Here is a 25,536-nt window from a genome sequence, read left to right as displayed (position 1 = left end):
GCTCGGCGACAACAAGAGAGGGAACAGCTTGATTCATATTATTCCTTCAAATCAGTTCTGCGAAGGGCTGGAGCCGACCGCTTTTTTGGGAAGGAAGCGTTGCATATTCGCTTGCGCCGTCTCATGCAGAATGTCCTGAACGAAGTAGCGGTTTGCCAAATCATCCATGACTTCTGCCCTCGCAGCGACAGAAGTTGAGAAAAACTGTTTTGTGGTCATCACGGCATGGGGCGGCATTGCCGCGAGGCCCTTGGCATAGCGGAGCGCCGCTTCGCGCGCGGTCTCAGTCGGAGGGGACAGAACGTCAGCCAGGCCCAATCGATGAGCCTCTACGCCGTCGACCGCAGACGGGCTCCAGCTCAAGAACCGGGCCGCGAACGGACCGACGCGTGCGGCCAAAGTATCCAGCCCGAAGCCCGGCAGCCAGCCCAAAGACACTTCCGGCAAGTGCCAGCGCGTTTCCCGAGCCGTTACAACGACGTCGCAAGAGGCCGCGAACATGAGCCCCCCGCCCAAGGCAAACCCATCTACCGCGCAGACGACAGGTTTTCTGACGAGAGCAAGGGAGCGCACAAATGCGCCTAGCCGGCGATTCAGGTCGAAAGTGTCCTCGATGTTGCCCGCCGAAAAATCCTTCAGATCTGCGCCGGCCGAAAAACCGGGACCGTTCCCAGCGATCAGGATGACGTTCACGGCCGCGTCGGCGGCTGCCTTGCCCACCGTCTCAATCAGATCCTTCAGCATGTCTTCGCCGAGAGCGTTGCGTCGCTCCGGCCTATTCATCGCCAGGATCTGGACCTTGTCTTCGCATTCCATCGAGACGAACTTCACGTCAGCCGCTCCTTACACCCGTACTGGGTTGTCATGAAAGTGCTCAGCCAAATTCATTGGCTCATTCTTGAATATCCTTTCGTCCATCAGCTTCAGGTCGGGCGAGACGAGCACGTCGAATTCAATGTTCGGCAGCACGTGCTTTTCGACGGATATGCCGGGTGCGACCTCCGTCAGCATGACGCCTTTCGGAGTGAGCTTGAACACGGCACGCTCGGTGATGAAAACAACCTCTTGCTGGCGTTCCTTTGCAAAGGAGCCACTGAAGGTGATCTGGTAGACGTCCTTCACCCACTTCTTGACTGTGCCCTCGTCGGCGATGACGAGCCCTCCCTTGTCCGGGATCGCATTCAATCCCGATGCCGTCAGAGTGCCGGAGAAAACGACTTTTCGAGCGCCCTGGCTGATGTTGATGAAGCCGCCGGGCCCTATGATCTTGTCGCCGAAGCGGCTCACATTGACGTTGCCGTGTCGATCGACTTCGGCGGAAGACAAGAATGCGATGTCCAACCCGCCACCGTCGTAAAAGTCGAATTGATCCGGCTGCGGCGCAATCATATCGTAGTTCGTTCCGGCGCCAGCATCCTGTCCGGGCGCAGGAATGCCGCCGATGACCCCCTGCTCAGCCGTCAATGTGACCGAGCGGTAGATCCCCTCTTCTGCAGCCACGACCGCAATTCCGTTCGAGATACCATAGCCAATGTTGACAGTAGCTCCCGGGGTCAACTCGAGGGCCGCGCGTCGCGCGATCACCTTTCTTACGTCGAACGGCAGCGAGCCGATCTTCCCGTCCGGTACGCGCATTTTTCCAGCATAGGCCGGGCTATACTCCGTGGCATAGGTTTGTCGCTGATTGGGATCGACGACAAGATAATCGACCAAAACCCCAGGTATTCTCACTTCTCGCTGGTTTAACGTGTTGGATGCAGCAACCCGCTTGACCTGGACAATGACTATTCCGCCAGAGCGGCGCGTGGCAGCGGCAATCGACATGCTTTCGCCGACATATGCCTCATCCTCAAGCGAGATGTTTCCCTTCTCGTCCGCAATACTGCCCCGCAGGATCGCGACGTGGATGGGGAAGGTCTTGTAGAGCAGGTGCTCTTCTCCTTCGATATCGACAACAGCAACCATATCCTCTTTGCTGCACTCGCTCTGCTTGCAGCCGCCGATGCGGGGATCGGCGAAAGTTCTGAGGCCCACTTTGGTGATCACGCCGGGGCGCCCCGCCGCGTTTTCGCGCGTGAGCTGCGCCAGGACTCCCTGAGGCAGGGTGTAGGCTTCAATTTCATTGGCCAGCGCACGCCGCCCAAGCGCCGGACAATTGTTCAAGCCGCTGGCCACCACGCGACGCACCAGGCCTGGGGCTGCCAGCTTGTTGAAGCCTGTCGTGGCCCAATCGCCGATAGCTACCGTCCCCACCAGCATCAAGTTGTTGGGACCCCCCCGCTCAGAATGAACGTCACGAAGCGCGTCGATGACGAGCTCAGGGATCGCAACGCCTGCCGAACCGCCGAAATAGACGCAATCGCCATTGGAGATCAGCGATACGGCCTGCCGAGCCGAAATGATCGGCACTTCGCCAGTCCGCTTATTTTTTTTCAATTGCATGCCTTCTCCTACTGGCCGGCTCGATATTTCTGACCGCATCGGGGCCCCGCTTGCGGGTCCGGGACAGCAGCCTCTGGATGAACATGGGGGGGCCGCGCTATGAAAAGGTTTACATCGCATTCGACGCCGGGACAAGAGGAAAGATTCAAAAGCGACAAAAGAGGGTGGAAAATGCGCATTTTCGTGACCAATTTGACTGAACCGTCAATTGCGTTAGCACTCGCAACATGATAACGATTTCAGTCTATTGGACTGGTGGCCCCTTTTTGAGGCTGGCCGGTGGGAAAGAAGTAGGCTCATGGCGTTAGAAAAAACGACCCCGATCGATAGAGGCAGGCAATCACCCACGGTCGTGGAGATAGCGAAACGGGCCGGATGTTCTATCGCCACGGTTTCGCGTGTATTGAACCGGCCAGAAGCCGTCGCGATAGACCTGAGGGAACGCATCCTCCGGATCGTTGATGAACTCGGCTACGTTCCCAACGGATCAGCACGCGCGCTGAGATCTTCGCGCTCTCGACTGATCGGCTTGATCGTTCCAACGCTGGACGCCGCGATCTTCACTCGAATGCTTGAAGGCCTGGAGAGTCGGCTTGCACCGGCCGGGGCTTCGCTGGTCTACTCCGCGACGGGTTACGATCTGGACCGAGAAACACGGGTCGTGCGCAACCTGATCGAAAAAGGCGTCGACGGTATTATTCTCGTTGGTTCTTGCCATAGGAAGGAAACGCTCAAACTGCTGCGCGAGCACAGGGTCAGATTTGCTGTAACCTACGCCCTCTCGGACGACACTTCGATTCCCAGCATGGGTTTTGACAATCGCAGTGGCGGGGCTTTGGCGGCAAACTACCTTGCAGACCTCGGCCATCGACACCTTGCAGTCATCGCTGGAATAACGCGCGATAACGACCGGGCAGCTGGTCGCCTTGAAGGGTTCCTCACCATGGCTGAGCGTCGAGGAATAGATCGGTCCAGCATCGTGGTTGTGGAATCGCCCTACGAGTTTAGCCGGGGTCGAGCTGCTGCCAAAATCATCCTGAACCAAAATAGAAACGTCACGGCAATATTCTGCGGGAGCGACGTGCTTGCTGTCGGAGCAATGCGAGGGTGCAAGGATGCTGGATTAAGCGTGCCTCGAGACATATCGATGATCGGCTTCGACAATCTCGATATCGCCGAGTATATGACCCCCGGTCTGACGACCGTTGATGTCCCGGCTCGCCTGATGGGCGAACAGGCAGCGAACTATTTTCTGGCAGATAATAGTTCGCTGGACATACATGCAAGGGTAGAGCTCGAAACGCGTTTGATCGTTCGAGACTCAACCGCACCCGCCAATGATCGGCAATAGCGTAGCGCGTCATATCAGGCTCAACCGCTCTTCCCCGATCGCAACGCAAGTGCCAACGAACCTCACAAAACGAACCCCGGTCGTTAGCGGCGCTTTCCGCGAGCTCACGATCCGTGTTCGCGGCAAAGTGCTTGGCGACGGGAGCCAGAGTCAGTCCGCGCAACATTGTTCGAGGCGAGGGTCCGCGCCCCCGATAGACGCCCCCACACCAATTGTTCTTGCCCATCCTTGCTCGAAGAGAGAACCTACTCATGCAAGCCCAGAAAAGTCGGCTCTATGGTGGCCTGTTTCCTGTCGCGCCAACGCCATTCACTGACTCTGGAGATCTCGATCTGGAGGGGCAGCGGCGTATTTTGGATTGCATGATTGATCAGAAGGTCGACGGAATTTGCATACTTGCCAACTATTCCGAGCAGTTCCTGTTGTCGGACGAGGAGCGCAGGCTGCTGGTTGACCTCTGTCTCTCACATGTCAGCGGCCGCAAGCCGGTCATCGTGACTTGCAGCCACTTCAGCACCCGGATCGCGGTGGAACGCGCACGCTATGCCGCCGAACGAGGCGCAAGCCTCCTGATGCTGATGCCGCCCTATCACGGTGCGGGGCTCAAGGCGGATGAAGACCATATGATCGAGCATTTCGCTCGTGTCGCCGATGCGGCGAAAATCCCGATCATGGTTCAGGACGCGCCGCTCAGCGGCGTAACCCTCTCGGTACCCTTTCTCGTTCGGCTCGCACAAGAAGTGCCGCTTGTTGACTATTTCAAGATCGAAGTCCCATTTGCCGCAGCGAAGCTGCGCAATCTGATCGCGGCGGGCAAAGCCGCCATAGCAGGGCCCTTCGATGGAGAGGAAGCCATCACCATGATGGCGGATCTACAAGCTGGAGCGACCGGGACCATGTCGAGCGCGCTTTGTCCGGATCTGTTGCGGCCCGTTTTCGATCATCATATAGCGGGGCGCAGCACAGAAGCGGCCGCCGCTTATGCAAAGGTGCTGCCGCTGATCAACTACGAGAACCGTCAATGTGGGCTGCGCGCGGCCAAGACCGTGATGAGGGAGGGCAACGTTATCAGGTCCGACGCAGTGCGGCATCCACTGGAGCAAATTCATCCCCACACGAAAGCCGGCCTGATTGAGCTGGCGCGCGACGTCAACCCGTTGGCGCTCCGCTGGGGCATCTGAACGGTTCCGTCTGAAGTGAGCTAGCCATCGAGCTGACGGGAGACCAAAGGCTTATGCACCTGAAAGATTGTATCAAGCTCAGAGTTTTTCGATGACAAACAACTATGTAGCTGGAGAATGGCTTTCGGCCGCGAAGGCCTACCCAAATATCAACCCGTCCAACACCAGTGATGTCGTGGGCGAATATGCCCACGCCTCGGTCGCCGAAACCGAGCGAGCAATTGCTGCGGCTCACCAGGCCTTTCCGGCATGGTCGCGTTCCGGCATCCAGGCGAGGCATGACATTCTCAAGACGATTGGCGACGAGATCCACGTTCGCAAGGGCGAGCTCGGCCGTCTGCTCTCCCGCGAAGAGGGCAAGACCTTGGCAGAAGGGATCGCCGAGGTCGCGCGTGCCGGGCAGATCTTTCAATTCTTCGCTGGCGAGTGCCTCCGCATGACGGGCGAAACGCTACGGTCAGTCCGGCCGTCGATCGGTGTGGAGATCACTCGCGAGGCGGTCGGCGTCGTCGGTCTCATTACGCCCTGGAACTTCCCGATTGCAATTCCAGCCTGGAAGATTGCGCCAGCACTTGCCTACGGCAACACGGTCGTGTTCAAGCCCGCCGAGCTCGTCCCGGGTTCGGCCCATGCGCTCGCCGAGATCATCGTCCGCGCTGGAGTGCCGGCAGGTGTCTTCAACCTCGTGATGGGCCGGGGCTCGGTGGTTGGTGAGGCGATGCTGAACAGCTCCAAGGTTTCTGGCATTTCCTTTACGGGCTCAGTACCGACAGGGCGCAAGATCGCCCAGGCCTGCATCACAACCGACCCGATGAAGAAGCTTCAACTCGAGATGGGGGGCAAGAACCCCATGGTCGTCCTTGATGATGCCGACCTGCCGCTGGCCGTGGAATGCGCGGTGAACAGTGCCTTCTTCTCCACCGGCCAGCGCTGCACGGCCTCGTCGCGGCTGATTGTGACAGATGGGATTCACGATCGCTTCGTAGCGGCCATGCAGGAGCGGATGCAGCTATTCGTCATTGATGACGCCTTGAAAGCCGGCACGCATATCGGCCCGGTTGTGGACCAGAGCCAACTCGAGCAGGACCTAAAGTATATCAGCATAGGCCAGGCGGAAGGCGCAAAGCTGGTTGCCGGGGGCGAGCTCCTGAAGCGTGAGACGCCCGGATTCTACCTCTCGCCCGCACTGCTCACACAAGTGAGCAATCAGATGCGCGTCGCGCGCGAGGAGATTTTCGGGCCCGTCGCCGCCGTGATCCGGGCAAAGGACTACGACGAGGCCCTTGAACTGGCCAACGACACGCCGTTCGGTCTGTCTTCAGGGATCTGCACCACCAGCCTAAAATACGCGAGCCACTTCAAACGCAATGCAGAGGCCGGCATGGTGATGGTGAATCTCCCCACGGCCGGCGTGGACTACCATGTGCCATTCGGGGGCCGTAAAGGCTCCAGCTATGGCTCGCGCGAGCAGGGCCGCTACGCGCAAGAATTTTATACGACGGTGAAGACGTCCTACACTTTCGACGGCAACGTTCCTTAAACCTACAGGTAGAGCGAGAGACCAAGTAGGCCACGGACTCCCGTGCCGTGTTGATCGAAGTCACGCCGAAGGAGCACGCATTTGAGTGGTCCGACCATCAGAGACATTGCGCGTGAGGCGAATGTGGGGACCGCTACCGTTGAGCGGGTTCTCAATGACCGTGGTGGCGTGAGGACCGCGCTTGCCGAAAGAGTCATCAGGGCCGCAAAAAAGCTAAAATATGGCGATCGGCGATTGAGGCCTCACAGCGGCATCATTCGCATTGAGGTGCTCCTCGTTCGGCCGGAAGCCGAGGTTTTTTATGCAGACCTCAACGCTATCTTTCGGCAAATATCTGCCTCGTTGGATCCGGCCATTTTAGTGCACCGGACCTTCGTTAGCGAGGACGACATATCGGGCGTCGCCCAGCATATTGCGAAACCACCTGTTCGGCGAGCCGGTCTGATTGTTCTGGCTCCAGACCATCCTGAAATTACCGAGAGCATTCGCCAAGCCCGGATGGCTGGAGTGGAAGTCGTACAGTTGCTGACGGGAAGCGCCGACGAGGATGTGCCCTACATTGGTATTGACAATTACGCGGCGGGAAGAACCGCCGCGTATTATATGTCGCGCATGCTCCGCGGAATTCGTGGCACTGTTCTCGCCATGTGCCACAGTGGGGCCTACCGGGCGCATCGGGAGCGCATACGCGGCTTCTCCGACTATCTGATAGAGCACGCGGATGGCAACCCCTATTTCCATGTCGTCGTTTTTGGCCATGACGACAATCTGCTTTCGGCAGAGAGGCTCTCCGAAGCGCTGCGTAACGACAATCGCGTTATCGGACTGTATAGTGTGGGGGCCGGCAGGGAGGGGATTGCGGCGGCGTTGAACGCGCATCCTACGAAGGTCTTCTGGATCGGGCATGCGCTCACTCAGAGCACGGCAATGTGCCTTCGCTCAGGATTGATGGACATCTGCATCGACGGCGCGCCGGAAACGCAGGCACGCCGGTCGTTGGACACAGTGCTTCACCGCCTAGGACTGATCGATGTCGACGTGAGCACTGCGCCAGTCCAGTTTCTCACTATTACAGCGCAGAATCTTTAGCATATTCTGACGGATGCAATGATACCGATCTCCGCAAATGGGCTCTGGACGATGTCGCAGGCGAGCAGCAGGCTGACGGCGCCTACCCTGGCCCTCACGTGAAAAAGAAGCCGCTGCTGGACCTTTCCAACAGCGGCTTAAGTCGAGGGAGGTAGGCAGACGGGTCCGGTCTGCCAGCGGATTCGTTGGGATCGGGAACCGTATGCTTCAGCGCGTCGGGCACGCGCGTCGCCGCTGTCGGCCAGCTCATTGCATGTGCTGACGAACTACAATGCCAGCTCGACATTTCACAACGAAAACTCCTTGCCGGAATGCGGCACTGAACAGAGCCAGATAAAACTTTGCTTAAATCGTCGACGGTGCCGTTCAGGGGTCGGTAGTCTCTTTAATGATGAGGTGCGTCGCATTGACAAAATCCGAAACCGGCTGGTCGGCGCGGCGATAGAGTTCTCGGACTAAAATCAAGTGCCGCCGCTCTGAGCGCTTCTCGCAATGTTCCTTGATAAGTAGACCGCCCACCGGATTTTCATCTTCACGAGACGCCAGCTCTCGGCAAATCCAGCCTGCCTCGCCGTACCGAGCTCTCACCGAGAGTGCCAAGAGATATGCCTTCTTACGCCAAAAGAGACGTGCGCTCGGATCCGTGTCGATCCGAATACCTCGCAGCGTGCCGCTGCTGTCTACCAGACCCTTCAGCAACACAGGATGGCCGGCGAGCTTCGTGCCCGCATACTTGTCGCTCACAGCCGCAAGCTGATTGACTTCATCGTTGAAATGAAACGAGATGCCGTGCAAGCTCATTTCATCCGCCGGGCATGCCCGAAAGTCGTTCCAAGACGACAGCTTGACACTCTCTTTCGCGGCGCAAGTGAGGTTGATGTATTCCTTGGTCGGAATATCAGCGACAGACATCCCAAGACTCAGGTCGCGTAAGGCGATCGAATCGCGTGCGTTCGCATTTTCCCAAGCGGGCAAAAGAAGAAATAGCGACAAAGCCCAAGCCAGTCGTCGATGTTTCATTGCTTCGCTTCCTTTCCGGTTGCTTGCGAGCCGATCGATCTGTTCTTGTAGACCTCGCAGGCCCTCGAGCTGTCTCCGAAGAAGTCAATGCAGTCTTGATAGCTTGTCGGTCCCTTCCCCTTGATGTGCTCCAGAACATAATCAACGACCTTTTCGATTTCTTTCGGCCGGAGAAATGTAGCTGCATCTGGAGGCAGGCTGTTGCCCAAATCCTGAGCCTTGGTTCCGGAATAGCATCCGTAGTCCTTGTACGCGTCGCGATCAAAACGCGGCATTCCCGTTCCCGGGCGCCCGCAATGAACCACCTCGACGAGTTGATCGCGACTGAGCTGCGTACCTCGCAACGAAAGCGCTGCGCCTCCATAGCCGCCGCCCCCGTCGCCGTGCCATTTGTGGCAGCCTACGCAATTTGCCTTTTCGTAGATGCGTTGCCCTTCATCCTGAGCGCGGTGCGCGCCGTTAATGACCTGTCCCGGTATGGGGGTGCCACCTTCGCCCCAAGCAGAGTCTCCTGTCGCGAAAAGAGCCAAGCCACCACCCACGACCAAGCCAACTATGCCAACGCGTAGCGCGCGGTTTACCCATTGGATCAGGCGCACGACCTTCAAATCCATTCTTTCCTCTTGGACCAATCTAGGATGGGGCGAGTGCAGCCCCGCCCACTTCGCCTCACAGCGGATCACAACCCAAAAACATACAGCATGGAGCCCGGGGGAACCTTTTCCAGGCCTTTCGTGGAATCGAGATTCCACTTGTCCCAGGCGCCGCCGAGTCCCACGAGGATCGCAATATATTGCTTTCCGTCGACAGAGAAGGTGATCGGAGGAGCGTTGACGCCGCCACCCGTATTGAATTCCCACACTTTGTTCAATGTCTTGGCATCGAGGGCGTAGAGTTCTCCGGATGGATGACCAGCGAACACCAATTCAGGCGTTGCAAGCAGCCCGCCCAGCATCGGGTACTTGGTCTCATACTTGCCGGTGACCTTGCCAGTGATAGCGTCAATGGCGGTTACACTTCCTGTTATTGGCATCTTCACGACTGGACCGCCTCCTGTAAAGAATTCGCGAGGCTTCCAATCGCCGGGTTTCGTCTCGTTGTTATCCAGCTCGTCACAGCTCTCGATGACCGGGATGTACCAGGTCCTCAAGTCCGGATTATACGCAGTAGGCGGCCAGTTTTTGCCACCGTTATGTCCTGGACAAATAGTGACGTGCGTGTTCTTGCGGTTCAGCGTTGCCTGAGGATCATAGGTCTGTACCGCTTTGCTAGGATCATACTCGATCGGTTTCCCCGTCTCGGGGTTGATGCCCTTGGTCCAGGTCACCTTCTTCACGAACGGCGCTGCCCAAAGGAAAGAGCCATCGGTGCGATCGAGCGCGTAAGCGAAGCCGTTGCGATCGGCTTCAAGAACCACCTTGCGCGGCTTTCCATTGATCGGGAGATCGACGAGAACTCTTTCCGCAACACTGTCATAATCGAATGGATCATTCGGTGTGTGCTGAAAATGCCATTTGATGTTTCCGGTGTCCGGATCGAGCGCAAGGGTGCTATTAGTGTATAGGTTGTCGCCCTGACGGTATTCACTATCAAAGTCAGGCCCAGGATTTCCGACCCCCCAGTAGAGCAAGTTGGCTTGGGGATCATACGATCCGGTCACCCAGGTGGATCCCCCACCGGTCTTCCACGATTCGTGATCATCCTTCCAAGTCTCGTTGCCTGCTTCCCCCTTGCCTGGAATCGTATAGGTTCGCCAAACTTCCTTTTGGGATTTTAAGTCGGTCGCAGCGATCCAACCCCGGATGCCGTACTCCGCACCCGCCACTCCCGAAATGGCGAAGTTCTTTACGATCAACGGCGCGCCAGTGATCGTTTCGCCCTTATCGGGATCGGCTACCTTGCGCTCCCAAGCGACTTTGCCATCGTCTTTATTGGTTGCGACCAACCGCCCGTCGAGGGTATGAGAGATTACAAGATCGCCCCATAGCGCTGCGCCTCGATTGTTGACGCCGCAACAAGCAACCGCGCCAGCCCAGTCGTGATCGGTCTTTGGATCCATTTTCCAGACAAGAGTTCCATTCCCGCCGTGGAGATCGATTTTGTAGACAGATCCCCACCCATCGGTGACATACATGAATCCATTCTCGACAATCGGGGTCCCCTCCAGACCACCATGGCTCCAGATACCGCCGCCCTCGATACCACCCAGAGCCATCGTCCAGACAACGTGCAGCCCTTTGATCGTATTGCGATTGATCTGCGTCAGCGGTGAATAACGCTGAGCGGTGTAGTCGCGGTGGTGATGCAGCCAGTTGCTCGTTTCCTGCGTTGCATTGAGAAGCCGCCTTTCCGTCGTTTCATCCGGAGCCGCCGCCGCACTCCCGAGCGCGCCTGCCGCTAAGCCAATCCCAACGATCGTCCTGACGATCTCCCAAGCTCCAACTCTTGTCCTGCTTACCTTGGACATTCTTTCACTCCTCTAGGGCTGATTGTTTTGTTGTTAATGTTCGAGCTCAATCGCGGCTCAGCGCGATCGAGTTTGACGTCTGGCGTCTAGACGCGGATTTGATCGCCCGCTGGAAGCGAACGAATACGTTTGCCTGTTGCGGCGAAGATCGCGTTGCAGAGCGCCGGCAGAAAAGGGGGTACGCCTGGCTCCCCGACACCGCCGGCAGGGACGTGTGAACCATTCGGAACGATGTGAACACGCACATTCATCGGCGCGTTGTCGATGCGGGCCACTGGGTAATTATCAAAATTACCCTGCTCGGCCCTGCCGTTCTTGAACGAAACTTCCCCGATGAAATTGCTGAGCCCCATGACCGCCGCACCCTCAATCTGAGATCGAATCCGCTCAGGATTGACAGCAAAGCCGCAATCGATCGCGGTCTCCACGCGCGGGATGATCAGCTTTCCTCGGCTATCCACGCCCACCTCGACCACTGTCGCCACGTACGAGAGGAAGCTTCGGTGTGCTGCGATTCCAAGCCCGCTTCCCTTGGGGAGAGACCTTCCCCAGTTCGCACGCGAAGCCGCCAAGTTCACCACGTTCGAAAGGCGCCCGGTATCGATTGGGTAGGTTGAATACGGGTCGCCGTAATTCCAAAGCGGATCGGTTAGCCCGAGTTTCTCAAGCTCAAGCTTTCGTGGCGGCCCGATGATCTCGAGCAGGACCTCTTTGGGATCCCTTCCCAAGGCCTCGGCTATCTCTCCTATGAAAGATTGTACCGCAAACGCATGAGGTATATTGTTGACCGATCGGAACCACCCAATTCGCGTCAGCGCCGCCGCCTCACCGGTCTCGACGCGCACATTGGGAATGTCCAAGGCGACATCTGCAAGCCCCAAGCCCAGTTCAACAGCCTGCTCGCGTTTCGGATCGGGCTTGAAATTCGCAAACAGGGTCGGCGCGACCGAGCGGTGCCGCCATGCAATCACTTTGCCCAACGAGTCGACTCCGGCGTCTAACCGCGAATAGGTGACGGTATGATAGAAGCCATGATGGAGGTCATCCTCTCGCGTCCAGGCGAGCTTGACAGGCGCGCCATCGAGTGCCTTCGAGAGTAGTACAGCTTCCTGCGCGAAGTCCGATTGACACTTTCTGCCAAAACCGCCGCCTAGAAGAGTGACGTTCACCTTGACCTTATCAATCGGTAACTCGAGTAGCTTGGCGAATGCTTCGCGCGCGCCGAACGGATACTGCAACGGAGCCCACACCTCGCATTCGCCATTGCGAATGGTCGCGGTCGCAACAAGTGGCTCCATCGATGCTTGAGCGAGGTGCGGTACATAATATTCGGCCGATAGAACCTTGGTCGCGCCAGCGAACGCCTTATCGAAATCTCCCTGCGTTCGCTCCACGCGCCCTGGCTTGTTCGCGGCTTCAGCCATCTGCTGCCGATAAGCGGCGGAATCGTAAGCCCCGTTCTCACCGTCCTCCCAATCGATCTTCAGGACTTCTCGGCCCTTCATGGCCGCCCAAGTATTTGTCGCGACCACTGCGATCCCTCCAAGAGGTGAGAACGCGGCAGGCGGCGCCCAGCTAACCTTGAGTTCGAATACCTTTACGACGCCAGGAACTTTCAGCGCCTCCGTAGCGTCGAAGGATCTTAGTTTGCCGCCGACGACAGGAGGACGAGCGATCACTGCGTATGCCATGCCAGGCAATCGTACATCGTAGCCGTACTGGGCCTTGCCGACCGTGATATCGAACAAGTCGTAGATCGGAACGTTGCCGTGCCCCATATACCGAAAAGCATTGTCAGACTTGAACTTCAGGGATTCCAACTGCGGGGTCGGCAAGTCCATCGCAGCCTTCGCGAGCTCACCATATGCCAGCTTGCGGCCAGTCGGCCGATGCACCACCTCGTGGTTCGAAGCTTGAACTTCTGACAAGGGCACCGCCCATTGTTTAGCCGCCGCTTGCTCCAGCATCTGGCGCATCGCCGCGCCAACTTGCCTCATCGGCTGTAGGAAGTGACGCATACTGCGTGAGCCATCGGTGTCTTGATTGCCGTAACGCGGCTCATCCGCGGGCGCCTGGACTATGCGGACCTTCGACCAATCGGCCTCCAGCTCGTCTGCCACCACCATTGGAAGTGAGGTGCGAATTCCCGTACCCATCTCGGAACGATGGGCGGTAATTGAAACAACACCTGATGAGTCAATCGATACGAACACGTGCGGATCGTTGACGGTCCCATGCGGCATCTGCGCGCCACCGGTTTCGTACGCTAAGGCCGGTCCCAAACCGGAAATCTCGCCAGCTACAGCAAACGCCGTAACAGCTACAGTCGAGCGAAGAAATTGACGCCGGCTAACGTTCTCAAGTCTGACGCTGGGGCTGGACGACGTCGACGGTGCATGAACGTCCATCACTAGACCCCCCTCGACGCTCTGCGAACTGCAGACTGGATCCGTTGGTAGCAGCCGCAGCGACAAATATTTCCGGCCATCGCATCACTGATCTGAAGATCTGAGGGGTTCTTGATCGCGGCGAGGAGCGCCGCAGCCTGCATGATCTGTCCAGCTTGGCAATAGCCGCACTGCGGAACGTGCTCTTCGCGCCATGCACGCTGGACCGGATGATTGCCATCTACATCCAACCCTTCGATCGTGGTAATTGGTTTGGCCACATCACTTACGGCTGTTATGCACGAGCGAACCGCGTCGCTGCCCACATGCACCGTGCAGGCGCCGCACTGGGCAATTCCGCAACCAAATTTGGTTCCTGTTAGCCCAATTACATCGCGAAGTACCCATAGCAGTGGAGTCTCTGGCGGGACATCAACAGTGTAAGATTTTTTGTTTATTGTAAGTTCAATGCTCATCTTCGACCTCCTCCAGGTCTCAAGACTCGTGGTTTGCAGGCCAGTGGTCGGGCGTGACGTACGACACTCCCAAGCTCCAAGACGCTCAGTCTCGTTGCGATCTACAGCAATCAACTGGTTGAATTAAGAGAAGCGCGCTGTTTGGGCATTCATCAGCACGGCACGTGAATGTCACGCCATGGTTTTCCCCCGTATGCCATCAATCGATGCACGATCGACGAAGATCTGCTTATTATTTCCAATTGTTACCGAAGCTTTTGCTGGAAAGTCCCCCGTTTCGCTGATCAAAATCCATCAAATACCGGAGGCTGGCATTTGATGGATTGACGATGAGACGTTACGAAATTGCGTGCCGAATTCTTGCACCGCAACGGTCGATCGGCTTCTAAACACACACCGTGAGATGCGAGACGAGCGTTTTGGGGGGCCACTAAGCCGCAAAGATACAAAATACGCGGAGCAGTGCGGATGAAGACCGCGACGAGCCCTCAAGCGTATCTAACGCTTTTCGCCCGCTCATCTTTCCTTCCATAGTCGTCCTCGAACTGATTTGGCAGCTTTGCCCAGGCACGACAGAGCGGCTCTGAAACTCCTCGCCCATGGCTTCGACGAGCCGCTCTTGCATCGCGGCATATTCGTCCGGAGCTGCGCGGCTAGATCTTTGAGCGGAGCCTTCGATCGCTGTATCGCCGCTCGGATGGCGTACGTGGTCGTGGCGCTGCCGTGAAGTATCTGTCCCATAATTCCTCCCGGAATGAGGGATCAGCTTGGCTGATTCCCCCACACTCCGGGACTAGACACCTAGTACCGCCCCACCTTCGGTGGCTGCGTCAGCTCAATCTCTCGAAGATGACGTTTAGATCGGTGACGGCAGCAAGGCGGTACCCTCTGCTCTCCATTAGATCTATGATGCGAGCCGTGTTGCCATCTAGAAAGTGCTCACTTGGCTCGCATTGGATTACGGCAGGCTTGATGCGCTCGTGGTCAATGGCTTTGACGAGATCGTAATCTAATCCTTCGCAATCGATCGACAGGAAATCGATTTTGTTTGCATACGGCGTCAATAGCTCATTGATGCCTATAGCGCTCACCTCGATATGCTCTCGCACACCTCCTAGGCCGTCGAACTCTCCGAAGCTCCTGATGTGCGCTTCATTCAAAGAAGACAACTCATGAGCGTTTCCGATGAAGAGGGTGGCAGAGGCGCGTGAAGTAGGCAGGACAACGGACGGCACGAGAACGTCTCTCGGACGCACCGTCCGGATCAGCGCTCCCAATTCAGGATTGGGTTCGACTAGAACACCTTGCGCTCCTCTCTTATACATCAAATAGGTATTCGAGGTGGAGATGGGGTGATTGGCGCCGATCTCGATATAGAACACGCTCTCCCAGGATCTTTGGCTCTTGCGGAGTCTCGCAGCCAACATTCCTTCTAGAATAACGTCTTCTCCGGCTTGTGCGTAGCTAGCCGGGGCGAAGTGCTTGATCCGAGAGTTGGGAAGATTCAGCCTTTCCACTTCCCGGTTTATGCACTCGTTTTCAAGCTCGGAAAACATGAACTTGCCCTCCAGATGAAGCCGTTAAGACAGCTCTCGCATGGTGGTCACGCCAGCGGCAACTGGCGATGCTGGTGGTTGACAGTTCTTGACGGAGCCGCCTGCCTTCATCAAAAAGCTCTTGTGGCTGAACAGCCGTCCTTAGAATCATGCCGCGAGGCTCATCCAATCCAGTTACATATTTTCACGTCACGCGCCGCCTTCATGGCCGACTTAAAACTGAGCCACAGCTCGTGCCTCGCGGGTGGCACCATTGTTGAGGCAACCGCTCCCGTTCGCCCTTCCCTCCAGATCCGTCCAAGTCGGTAACTTGAACGACTTGAACACGGACCAAACCACCGAACTGGCCGAGGGCGAGAGCTCTTAAGTTCTAAAGGACTTCGGCGTGAGTAGCCCGCGCAACGAGGGACTCTGGTCAAAACGCCGCCATACGCCCTCGTATAAGGAACTCTGCGCGAGTCCCCGGGCCAACGAACCCGGATCAACCAAAAAGGCGATCCAATCGGCAGGGCCGCACTCAATTGCCAAGTTTGCCCGCCGATCGCACCACGATGCGTGTTGGAGTCTTCACCAGCTCCGTGACGAAGCTTATCGCCGCTAAGGTGCGCGGCTGCGGCCCTCAACCGTCCCATGATCGCCTCGAAAACGCCAATGCAGCTTCATGGTGGACAGGATCATTGATTCTCCCCGACCTGCGTGGTCAAGCGTTACGTCGCGAATGGCTTGCCGCGGGAGGTGCGCTCGCATTCATGGATCCGCGATGAGGCTGCTCGACCCTCAAGCCTCCGCTCCAGATCCGCCAATCCTGCCTTACATTCGGCGATAACCGATTGGGCGCGAAGCAACTTCACCTTGAGCTCATCCTGCTGCGTGGCTATTCTCTCAAGATCCCACTCGTCCCGCATCAGTTCACTTTCCCTCCGCAAGCAGCGATGCATGGCCGGCGCTCAGCTCAAGAACCAAGGCTCGGAACGCCACCCACTAAAAGCCAGACTATCAATCGTTTTGAGTAACGCCTTTACCCTGCTGTGCCCATCTTCTTGAGGATCGCCATTCGATGCCAGCCCCTTGCAAGAGGATCGAATTCGGGCCAGCAAACCGGACTGCGATCCGCGGGTGGCGGACTTCGCAATGCAGGCGCACGGTTCGGAAAGCCCATCAGGAACCTTTGCCTCGATGAAGCGGACATCATCTGAATACCTGGATCTGGTACGGTTGGTCACAACTGGTTTCGTCACATCTATGAAGCAACCGGCATGCCAATGCCGACCGTTTTCATAGAAACAAGATCTAGGTCTTCTCGCATCAGCGCCCCCGTTGTCGCGACTGAAACAACCGATGTCTTCAACGAGACAGCCAAAGCCGCAACCGCGAAGTCCATCGCAATGCTGACTATGACAGCGCTCAATGAGGACACTTCTTGCCGACTTCGGTCAAACTCTTCTGAGTCTTTTTGAGCGGCGCTATTGTTGTGTGAGAACATGCTTTCGCTGGTCATAGCGCGCATAATGCGAACGCGACCGCGGCGATAAGTCTCATCAGCGGGCGCGACGGATAGCTGAAGCGCGCGATCCGGGGCAGCGCGAAGACAGCCGAAAAACGAGCGCATCGCACCCGCGCCGGGTGAAACGGGTCACTGGCCATCAACTATCGCGCCTTTTCGCGCTGAGCACGTCGAGGCAACGCCGAATTCCGCTACAAGCAACAAGTTCACTTCTTCGAAGTGCATCGACCAATCGCTTGATCTTGCGACAAGTTGACAATTGCTCTCTTGCGCAACCGCGCCGCCCGTCATGGCCAGGTACAACGGCCTCGGGACCCCGGCCAGGGCCGCGGCGGCATCATCGAGGGTAAGATCGGGTGTGGATTGGCAAGGCCATCATCGCCCCGAGCTACGGGAGACGACACCAAGCGACAGCTTACCCTCAGCGAAATCAGCTGCCGCCCTGGCGTGCAGCCTCGCCGAATCAAAAACCGGCAATTCTGAATGCTGCGGGCCGATGAGCAGGCCAATCTCCGTGCAACCGAGGATAACGGCGTCGGCGCCTCTTGTACGGCCGTGTGCGATGATGTCGACAACTTCGTGGCGCGAAAGATCAGATAGAGCGCCGCGGCAGAGCTCATCGAAGATGACATCGTTGATCCGGCTCCGCTCGTCCTCCGCCGGTATGACAGGCGAAAGGCCGAAGCGCTGCCGCAGCCGATCACCATAGAACGGCTGCTCCATCGTATAGCGGGTCCCAAGCAACAACGGCCGCTTGTAGGAAGCGGCGAGAAGAGCCGCAGCGGTCACATCGATGATGTGGATGAACGGGACACTCAGCTCGGCAGCAACAATGTCGGCAATTACATGCATCGTGTTGGTGCAGATCAGGATGCAGTTGGCGCCCGCGTCCACCAGCTGCCGGGCTATGCCCGCTAGATAAGCAGCGGCTTGCGTCCAATCTCCCGCGTTCTGAAGAGTGACGATATAGTTGAAGTCAACCGAACGCAGCAAGATGTCTGCCGAGGCGAGACCGCCGCGGCGCTGACGGACGATTTCATTGATTTCCTTGTAATAGATGGCCGTGCTTTCCCAGCTCATCCCCCCGATCAGCCCAATCGTTCGCTGCACTTTGAGATCTCCACTTCGCTAAGGCGCCGAGCGCGGCAACCTTGCGGCTCCTGGGCCGCACCAGAAAGTACGGAAATGCGACGCCGCCTTGAGCTGCTCCAGGACGTGCTTGCCGCGCCGAAAGCGGGGTCATCTTCAAGAGGTCGAGACCTTTGTTTCGGCATCGTGCTAAAGCGGGATTTGCGCGAGATAGTAACAGCAAACTTCATCTGGTCCGCTTACTCGAGAACGGGTGATGAGCTTGCGACGCAGTCCGCGGCAACGGGCCGGGCGTGGCATGTTAAGTATTTGCAGACGAATGCCTTGCCTTGACAAGTCAGGCGCTGCCGGAAATTCCTGGGGTCGTCAAATCGGCACAGTGCCTGCCGGCACTTGGGTCGAAAAACGACATGTGGTTTCGCCCGCAACGGATCCTGCTTCCATTCGACCAAATCATAGGAGATCATTGAGCCGACTTTGAAGCTGGTATCACCGTAGCGGATGCAATCTTCGTTCGATTTCACAAGCAGGCTGCGACTCGCGATGCCGACGATCGAGGCCTTCGTCGGCGAATCGAGCTCGATCGGCCCTGCGGGCCCGAAAAGCGCATACTGCCGCTCGGAGCCGTTGGTCCAACAGACGATGCGGGTGACAGCAATCCGCCGTTCACCAAATGCCAATGGCACGATGCCCAAGTCGGGGCGCTGGCCGAGGAAGACTTCGCGCGGCTGATCGAACGGCTGAGCGCGCCTGAGTTCCTGCGAACGGAAAGCGTGGCCCGCCTCGAACCTGATCCCCTCGCCCCAATCACGTGCAACAAGGACAGTCTCACGGCCCCGCCAGCTGACGCTGTGCTTGTGCTCAGGCAGCTCGAATCCGTTTGCAACGAGGCTTTTGGCTTCGTTCTCGGACTCGCGAATGGGCACGGCGTCCTCGCCACAGGCAACGATTTTGATGAGGCAGCGCCGCGCAACACAGCTGCTGTCGACCCAGCTCGAATTCTCGGGGATGGCGAGCACGTCAATGTCCAGGATGGTCTCCCACCGGCAATCCTGAGGGCGGTAGCCCTCGAGCGTGGTGCGCGGCCAGATGCCGCACACATGACTCTCGTCTTGCCAGAAAGATTCGAGACCTTGACGTTGCAGCGAAAGGAACGGGCTCCGGTGTTTTGCCTGGCCGATCGTCAGCGCGTCCCGGTAAAAGCGGTCGTAGCTAGAATCCGACTGCGGCGCGCTGAGCATCCTTTCGTTGTCGGCGCTGGCCCAGGCCAACGTACGAGGCCCCTCGACTTCCTCGACCCAGAGGAACGCATCGCCCGCCGGCGTCGCACCAGACGATGCATGGAGCAGCGCGGCCGTAAGACATATCGCAGAGTGTAGCGCGAGGCGCAGAAGCGATTTCCTCATTTGGTTTATCCTCGGACCAGGCACGCAGGCGAGTCTGCAAACTTGTTGCGACTGGGCGAGCGTAGCCAAATTGTTGTTACGACCATGCACGCGCTGTGACGCGACGTCCCCAGCTCGGTACGTGCAAGCAGCATGCCGCCGACAAACAGGGGACTTCCGACCGGATCGTGCCGCATCGCCCTGTCAGCTTCCCGACATTTGCTCCGAAAGCTAACAATCAGGTGTCCGCTGTCGTTGGCCTTCCGCGGCCCCCTAGCAACGTGCGTCGAGAGCCACGCCTAAAGCCTAAACCTCACAATCGCGCGTACTTGGCGCATGAGACCTCTCCTCGTCGGCATACAAGTCTCCAAGTTGGTTCAGCCGGAGAAATCGCCTGACGATCAGACCAACGTCGCGCAGTTTAGTTCGATAACCCTGGCCGCGATTGGGGCGGGACGCGGCTTAAGCAGGAAGTACACCAAGATCCGTAAGCACTAATCTTAACCTGCGAGCTCGAAGCGACAATCCTGGATGAGAAGACTATCTCCTGATCGTACGCATCTTTCGCGCGATCCAGCAAGACACTGTCTCGATCATGCGACCTTAGAGGCTATTGCGTTCCAAGAACTTAAAGTATGCGAAATCATTCTCATCGACGAGCTCTTGGCTGCCGCGGGAGAGGCAGCAAAAGCACAGAGGCAGCTAAGTCCTTCTGCGCAGCGCGCACCTGAATTTTGATCTCGTGATCGAGATGTTCCGCGATGGTCTCCAGGTCGTCGACACCTTCATACTACCCACCCCGAGCGGTGACCAAACGCAGGGATGTGAAGTAGCCTCTGACGCAGGGAGTCCCCGATTACGACGGTGGGGTATATCGATCCAAAAGGCGTGGGCTCAGATGAATTTCGAACCAATAAAGCCGGTTGTCGAGAAATAACTCCCGTAGACGTGTAGGATGCGGGGTTGCTTACAGCCTATCGGCGCTCGAACACCCGACAAGCTCGAGATCGTGCAAGAAATCCGCGAAGTGGTGGCGAAGTGCCTGCTATACGGTCCCGTCATCGCTACTCGGGTCCGATCATCGCCAACCTTTATCCCGAACTGCACGACGTTCTGGCCTTGAACAGGTCACAACAACATGAACGAGCACGTTGATGACCTCATGCTCTCCCGACGCGCGAACGAAACTCGTCATTGCTGCTCTGACCATCGCTGCGTTTGCTATTGGCTTAGACACGTTTGTCATCATCGGCGCGCTCGATGTAGTCTCTCGTGATCTTGCGATTTCAACCGGCGCGGCGGGTTCGATCATCTCGATTTACGCGTTGTGCTACGCCGTCTTCGCGCCGCTGAATGCCTGGATGTTCAAGTCGATGGGCGGCCGCAATGTTCAGATCCTATCTGTTTCAATCTTCACCATTGGTAACCTGATCTGCGCAACCGCTCCAAACTTCCTTACCCTTGCTGCAGGTCGCGTCGTGTCGGCCTACGGCGCGGCGATGTTTACCCCGTCGGCTACCGCGCTGGCTGCGGAGCTCCTGCCGCCAGCCCACAAGGGGTTAGCGTTGTCTCTCATCTTTAGCGGCATGACTGTTTCGCAGGTTGCGGGCGCTCCAGCCACAAGCTGGATCGCAGACGCTATCGGCTGGCGATTCTCTTTCGGTTTCGTCGTCATTGCCGGGCTTCTCGCATTGGTAATCATCGCCCCAATGATGTCCGGAATAGCTGCCACGGCCTCGGAGCGCGGAAACCGCCCGGTCTCGCAGGGCCTCTCAAAGAAAATCTACGGTATCCTTTCGGTGACACTATTCATCGTCGTTTCCGAGTTCATCGTATACTCCTACGTGAGCGTCTTCATCGTCGGTTCGCTGCGTACCGGGGTGCCGCTGCTTTCAGCCGCACTCTTTGCCTACGGTTTCGGGGCCGTGACGGGAAACGCTGCGTGTGGCGTTCTGACAGACCGTTTTGGCTCGTATAGAGTTCTCATCGCGGTTGTAAGCGCACAACTCATCCTGCTCGTAGGTTTGGTTGCGTTCAGACAGCATGGTGTCCTCACGGTGCTCATCGCCTTCTTTTGGGGCAACGCGAGCTACATGTATCTCGTCCCGATCCAGCACCGGCTTCTCGGTCTGGCCGGAGATCGTTCGAAGCTGGTGCTGGCGATGAACAGCTCGACCACGTTCGCGGGTATCGCAATTGGTGCTTTTCTCGGCGGCATCCTTGTTGAAACTAGCGGCGTCGCGTCTCTGGCCGTGGCATCGCTCCTGGTTGGTCTCATCGGCATCGGACTGGCTGTTGTCTTCATGCGTGATGGAGCACCTGCAGAAGCCGCGACCGCAGGATATCCGAGATGATATCCGTCAACGATCCTCTTATCGCCATCCCAAATAGCGGCCGCTTGCGCTTCTGCGGCAAGGAGCACCAGTGCGCTGGCGTGAACTTCCCAGCGCGTTGGTGACGAGCGGACGTTTCCGGCCGTTCGTGGCCCGCTGCTAGGAGTATCTTGCCACGCTCACACTGCGCTCGGGCTCGCAAGGCCTATGACTCTGACGGCGGTGATCGGTCGAGGGCCTCAGGAGATCAAGGCTGTCAAGCGGTTTGCGAGACAGCCTCCTCCTCATGGCTGCAAGAAGACAATCAAAAGGCTAAACGCCCGGCATGCCGTGGCGAGGTATCGCCGACAGGTGCGAGAACACGCTTTGCAGAGAGCAGTTTCCTGAGCCGGATTAACCGACCCGGAGATCCTCAGCTGACATCTTGCCCGAACGCCCCGCCTTGAGCTGGTAACTTACCCGTGCCCCCTCTTCCAGGGTGGTATAACCGGCCTTTTCGACGGCACTGATGTGTACGAAGACATCGGAGCTACCGTCCTCAGGTCTGATGAACCCATACCCTTTGGTCGGATTGAACCATTTCACAATACCCATTGCCACGGCGGCATCTCCATAGTGAACAGTTTTGATCTAGCGAAGAGTCTCCCGGGCATCAATACCTGCAGCAAGAGACGCTGCGCTGGTCACGTGCTCTTTTTTGTCGCGTGGCTTTAGCTGCCGCCGCATTGTGCAAACGACAGAAAGCGCCGTGACATCAACGACACCTCTCTTCAAGGCTTCCGATCCGGATGACGTTTGATCTTTGCCTCACTCGTGGGCGCGCGCTGCTTACAGAAGAGTTGCAGAGCCTCGGGTAAGCAGCGCTCATCCAGAGCCGAGCTGATGCGAATGGGATTGACCGTCGTTGAACAGGGCGGCCGTGAACTCCTTCGCGCAGCCTGAAAGATTACCAATCCGCGCCATGCCTGCATGAGCTACGTGACATGCTTTTTCAAGCACGAAGACACGCCCAAAAAGCTGCGCTTTAGCTGTTCGCGCTTGGCTATTATCCGCATCCGCATCGGCCATGTCGGACGAACAGCGGCCTGGCGACAATCCTCAAGGAAGCCCACCTGGCAACTCCCTTCCAGCTCGGGACGCCAGGAAATCCGCTTGCCAGCGGTGGAGGCTGTTCAGACCGGCAATTTGGGCAACTGACGAGCACCATCGAGTCTTCCACCGGGTCATCAGCTCTCTCGGCTTACATTCCATAAATTTAGCTCAGCAACATGAGGAGCTGAGATAGCCAATGGTCTCTAGTTTATTGGCTTCGATTAGCCCGTCCCCCCCGAAATTACTCAGAACAAAGCCGCCTGGATGCATAGGTGTATTCAAGGGCTAGTTGACGCGCATATTCCATGAGATTGGCCGCGGCGCTGTGTCCCCTGTCGACGTTCTCGTAGTAGAAGTAACGCTGGCCCAGCGCGGCGAGCTTCGCGGCAGCTTTGCGGCCGTGCGCTGGATGTACGCGGTCATCTTTAGTGGAGGTCAGAATTAAGGGAGCGGGATAGGTCTTACCCACCACTAGCTTCTGGTAGGGTGAGTAGCGTTCGATCCACGCACGCTGTTCGGCAATGGCGGGGTCACCGTACTCGCCGATCCAGGAGGCGCCCGCGCCCAGCTTGGTATATCGAAGCATGTCGAACAGCGGCACCTGGATAATCGCCGCGTTGAAGAGCTCGGGACGTTGGGTGATTGCGGCGCCAACGAGCAGGCCGCCCTGGCTGCCGCCAATGACTCCAAGCCGGCGTGGACTCGTGATCTTGCGGCGGATCAGGTCCTCGGCAACGGCAATGAAATCATCCCATGTCCTCTGCTTCGTTGCCCCCTTGGCCGCTTGGTGCCATTGTGGACCAAACTCGCCGCCCCCGCGCAGGTTCGCAACGACATAGGCATTGCCTTGTTCGAGCCAGAGCCGTCCCACTGGCCCCAGATAAGAGGGCAGAAGCGAAATCTGGAAACCGCCATAACCATAGAGAAGCGTCGGGATCGTACCGTCAAACCTTGCGTTCCTCGGCCGCACCAGAAAATAGGGAATCGACGTGCCATCACGCGAAGTGGCTTCGAGCTGCTCCACGACATGGTTCGACGCATCGAAGGCAAAGGGTGTCTTCTTCAATTCATCAAGGCTTTCGCTTTCGGCATCAAAATACCAGACCGAGGTTGGTCTGAGATAGCTCGAGACAGCGAACATGGCCTGGTCCGCTTCATCGGAGGCGGCTATCAGGCTGACATTTGTATGTTCCGGCAGCGCGATCGGGGTCGCCGACCAAGCTCCATGATCGTACTTATAAACGAACGCTTTGCTCTGAACGTTCTCAAGGATTGTCAGAATCAACGAATTCTTTGTGACTTCTAGATCGCTCAGGGCCTGGCGGGGCCCAGGTTGAAAGACGAGCGAGGCTTTGGCGCGGAGCGGATCCTGTTTCCATTCGGCCAGGTCATACGAAATCAGCGATCCGGCGGCAAAGCCAATATCGCCTGATGACGTCCAGTCTTCATCAAGCCTTACAAGCAGGCGCCCCCCCACCAAACCTATCATTGCGGCCTTCTTCGGCAGATTGAGCTTGACGGGCCCGTCGGGGCGGAAGACCACATGCTCGGATTCGAAAGAGCTGATCGCGCGGACCGCGTAGGTCGCATGAATGTGACCTTCGCTGTCACGAAGCACGAAGCCGGACGCCCTAACGTCGGTGGGCTCGCCACGAAAGATCTCGCGCGCCTCACTGAGCGGCTGGGCTCGTTTGAGCTCTTTCACCACAAAGGGGTAGCCGGCTTGCGTCAAAGTCCCCTCGCCCCAGTCCCGTGCAACAAGGAGCCTGTCACGATCGACCCAGCTGACATGCTGCTTGCCATCGGGGAGATAAAAGCCGTCCGCAACGAAGGTCTTGGTGTCGCAGTCGAACTCTCGAACGGACGCAGCATCCTTGCCGCCATCGGAAAGACTTATCAAACAGAGGCGCTCTTCAGGCGGAAGGTAGCTGCCACCATGAAAGATCCAATTTCTGTTCTCGGCGACCGCCAAGGCGTCAACGTCGAGGATGGTCTCCCACTTTGGATCGTGGCTACGATAGTGCTCGAGCGTGGTGCGCCGCCAGACGCCGCGCACCTGGTTCTCGTCTTGCCAGAAGTTCTCCAAACCGCGCCGTTCCAATGAAACATACGGGATCCGATCCTTCGATTGCAGGATGGAGAGCGCCTGTTCATAGAACTGACGATAGCGAGGATCTGACTGGAGCACCCCGAGCGTCTTCTCGTTCTCTGCGCGGGCCCAAGCCAGCGCGCCTTGGCCTTCGATCTCCTCGAGCCAAAGGAATAGGTCGTCAGTCACCGCCGCATCCGTTCGCTTCTGTGGACGCGCCGTAGACGTGGCGGTAGCCATCGAAGGCATCGCAGCGGGAAAGATGCTGGCCTATTCACGGACTTCTCCCGATAAGTTCGGCGGTCGACTCTAGCTCGCACTGATGCCTAAAGCAGACGCGCGACGGAAAGCGAGCAGGCGCATGACACAGCGCAACTTGCGCTGTCGCGGGCTATTTCATTGCAAGCTGCGTGCCGCTAGGAGCCGCAAGTTTAGCTGTTCGCGGTCGCATGACCATGTCCGGTTGCCGACATTGTTGCCAAGCGGACAGCGCAGCGTGTCGGCGGACCGCCTGTCAGGCGCGTTAGCATTTTCC

At 57.7% G+C, this 25,536-nt stretch carries 19 protein-coding genes and 1 pseudogene; 5 read left to right on the top strand and 15 right to left on the bottom strand.

All coding sequences use genetic code 11. The features are described 5' to 3' along the window. Nucleotides 1-51: 51 nt before the first annotated feature. Nucleotides 52-831 carry an enoyl-CoA hydratase/isomerase family protein gene (locus tag HZZ16_RS23445; protein ID WP_197952137.1) on the bottom strand — a complete coding sequence of 260 codons (780 nt, stop codon included), beginning with the start codon at nucleotides 829-831 and terminating at the stop codon, nucleotides 52-54. A gap of 12 nt (nucleotides 832-843) precedes the next feature. Further along, nucleotides 844-2,442, bottom strand: a complete 1,599-nt coding sequence (locus HZZ16_RS23440) for an acyl CoA:acetate/3-ketoacid CoA transferase (RefSeq protein ID WP_197952135.1) — start codon at nucleotides 2,440-2,442, stop codon at nucleotides 844-846. Between the two features lie 298 nt (nucleotides 2,443-2,740). Between HZZ16_RS23440 and HZZ16_RS23435 the strand changes: the two genes are divergently transcribed. The 4 genes from HZZ16_RS23435 to HZZ16_RS23420 all read left to right on the top strand — a co-directional run bounded on the left by HZZ16_RS23435 (nucleotide 2,741) and on the right by HZZ16_RS23420 (nucleotide 7,603). Next, nucleotides 2,741-3,793, top strand: a complete 1,053-nt coding sequence (locus HZZ16_RS23435) for a LacI family DNA-binding transcriptional regulator (protein ID WP_197952133.1) — start codon at nucleotides 2,741-2,743, stop codon at nucleotides 3,791-3,793. A gap of 251 nt (nucleotides 3,794-4,044) precedes the next feature. Continuing rightward, complete coding sequence (locus tag HZZ16_RS23430) at nucleotides 4,045-4,974, top strand: dihydrodipicolinate synthase family protein (RefSeq protein ID WP_197952131.1); 930 nt, start codon at nucleotides 4,045-4,047, stop codon at nucleotides 4,972-4,974. A 91-nt stretch (nucleotides 4,975-5,065) separates the two neighbouring features. Beyond that, nucleotides 5,066-6,514 (top strand): aldehyde dehydrogenase family protein, encoded by a 1,449-nt coding sequence (locus tag HZZ16_RS23425; RefSeq protein WP_197952129.1) that lies wholly within the window; start codon nucleotides 5,066-5,068, stop codon nucleotides 6,512-6,514. A gap of 81 nt (nucleotides 6,515-6,595) precedes the next feature. Next, on the top strand, nucleotides 6,596-7,603 hold the full coding sequence (locus HZZ16_RS23420; protein ID WP_197952127.1) for a LacI family DNA-binding transcriptional regulator: 1,008 nt from the start codon (nucleotides 6,596-6,598) through the stop codon (nucleotides 7,601-7,603). 366 nt (nucleotides 7,604-7,969) lie between these two features. Here the strand turns inward: HZZ16_RS23420 and HZZ16_RS23415 are convergent, their stop codons facing one another. From HZZ16_RS23415 to HZZ16_RS23375, 10 genes and pseudogenes are all read right to left on the bottom strand, one after another. Next, complete coding sequence (locus tag HZZ16_RS23415) at nucleotides 7,970-8,623, bottom strand: hypothetical protein (protein WP_197952125.1); 654 nt, start codon at nucleotides 8,621-8,623, stop codon at nucleotides 7,970-7,972. After that, nucleotides 8,620-9,237 (bottom strand): c-type cytochrome, encoded by a 618-nt coding sequence (locus HZZ16_RS23410; RefSeq protein ID WP_197952123.1) that lies wholly within the window; start codon nucleotides 9,235-9,237, stop codon nucleotides 8,620-8,622. Before HZZ16_RS23410 ends, HZZ16_RS23415 begins: the two co-directional genes overlap by 4 nt. A gap of 65 nt (nucleotides 9,238-9,302) precedes the next feature. Next, on the bottom strand, nucleotides 9,303-11,090 hold the full coding sequence (locus HZZ16_RS23405; protein ID WP_197952121.1) for a PQQ-dependent dehydrogenase, methanol/ethanol family: 1,788 nt from the start codon (nucleotides 11,088-11,090) through the stop codon (nucleotides 9,303-9,305). An 86-nt stretch (nucleotides 11,091-11,176) separates the two neighbouring features. Beyond that, nucleotides 11,177-13,498 (bottom strand): xanthine dehydrogenase family protein molybdopterin-binding subunit, encoded by a 2,322-nt coding sequence (locus tag HZZ16_RS23400; RefSeq protein WP_197952119.1) that lies wholly within the window; start codon nucleotides 13,496-13,498, stop codon nucleotides 11,177-11,179. A gap of 2 nt (nucleotides 13,499-13,500) precedes the next feature. After that, the gene (locus HZZ16_RS23395; protein WP_197952117.1) at nucleotides 13,501-13,953 is read right to left on the bottom strand and encodes a (2Fe-2S)-binding protein; all 453 of its coding nucleotides are present in this window, start codon (nucleotides 13,951-13,953) and stop codon (nucleotides 13,501-13,503) included. Between the two features lie 633 nt (nucleotides 13,954-14,586). After that, nucleotides 14,587-14,694, bottom strand: a pseudogene (locus HZZ16_RS38345) (IS481 family transposase); the annotation flags it as partial. A gap of 89 nt (nucleotides 14,695-14,783) precedes the next feature. After that, the gene (locus tag HZZ16_RS23390; RefSeq protein WP_197952115.1) at nucleotides 14,784-15,509 is read right to left on the bottom strand and encodes an FkbM family methyltransferase; all 726 of its coding nucleotides are present in this window, start codon (nucleotides 15,507-15,509) and stop codon (nucleotides 14,784-14,786) included. A 1,240-nt stretch (nucleotides 15,510-16,749) separates the two neighbouring features. Beyond that, nucleotides 16,750-17,118 carry a hypothetical protein gene (locus tag HZZ16_RS23385; protein ID WP_197952113.1) on the bottom strand — a complete coding sequence of 123 codons (369 nt, stop codon included), beginning with the start codon at nucleotides 17,116-17,118 and terminating at the stop codon, nucleotides 16,750-16,752. 270 nt (nucleotides 17,119-17,388) lie between these two features. Then, nucleotides 17,389-18,123: an aspartate/glutamate racemase family protein gene (locus tag HZZ16_RS23380; RefSeq protein ID WP_197952111.1), complete on the bottom strand. Its 735-nt coding sequence runs from the start codon at nucleotides 18,121-18,123 to the stop codon at nucleotides 17,389-17,391. Between the two features lie 218 nt (nucleotides 18,124-18,341). Further along, a complete protein-coding gene (locus HZZ16_RS23375) occupies nucleotides 18,342-19,508 on the bottom strand; it encodes a prolyl oligopeptidase family protein (RefSeq protein ID WP_197952109.1) in 1,167 nt (388 codons plus the stop codon). A 1,133-nt stretch (nucleotides 19,509-20,641) separates the two neighbouring features. Between HZZ16_RS23375 and HZZ16_RS23370 the strand changes: the two genes are divergently transcribed. Further along, nucleotides 20,642-21,841, top strand: a complete 1,200-nt coding sequence (locus HZZ16_RS23370; protein WP_197952107.1) for an MFS transporter — start codon at nucleotides 20,642-20,644, stop codon at nucleotides 21,839-21,841. 372 nt (nucleotides 21,842-22,213) lie between these two features. Here HZZ16_RS23370 and HZZ16_RS23365 read toward each other — a convergent pair whose 3' ends face one another. The 3 genes from HZZ16_RS23365 to HZZ16_RS23355 all read right to left on the bottom strand — a co-directional run bounded on the left by HZZ16_RS23365 (nucleotide 22,214) and on the right by HZZ16_RS23355 (nucleotide 25,190). Then, nucleotides 22,214-22,420, bottom strand: a complete 207-nt coding sequence (locus HZZ16_RS23365) for a cold-shock protein (protein ID WP_204524498.1) — start codon at nucleotides 22,418-22,420, stop codon at nucleotides 22,214-22,216. Nucleotides 22,421-22,684: 264 nt separating this feature from the next. Next, on the bottom strand, nucleotides 22,685-22,888 hold the full coding sequence (locus HZZ16_RS23360; RefSeq protein WP_197952105.1) for a hypothetical protein: 204 nt from the start codon (nucleotides 22,886-22,888) through the stop codon (nucleotides 22,685-22,687). Nucleotides 22,889-23,153: 265 nt separating this feature from the next. Further along, entirely contained in the window at nucleotides 23,154-25,190 is a 2,037-nt protein-coding gene (locus HZZ16_RS23355; protein WP_311974227.1) for a prolyl oligopeptidase family serine peptidase, read from the bottom strand. Nucleotides 25,191-25,536 lie beyond the last annotated feature (346 nt).

The sequence above is a fragment of the Bradyrhizobium glycinis genome, from assembly GCF_016031655.1.
GTDB classification, from domain to species: Bacteria; Pseudomonadota; Alphaproteobacteria; order Rhizobiales; family Xanthobacteraceae; genus Bradyrhizobium; species Bradyrhizobium glycinis.
Note: the sequence above shows the minus strand (reverse complement) of the source record. Positions and strands in the feature narration are given on the sequence as shown.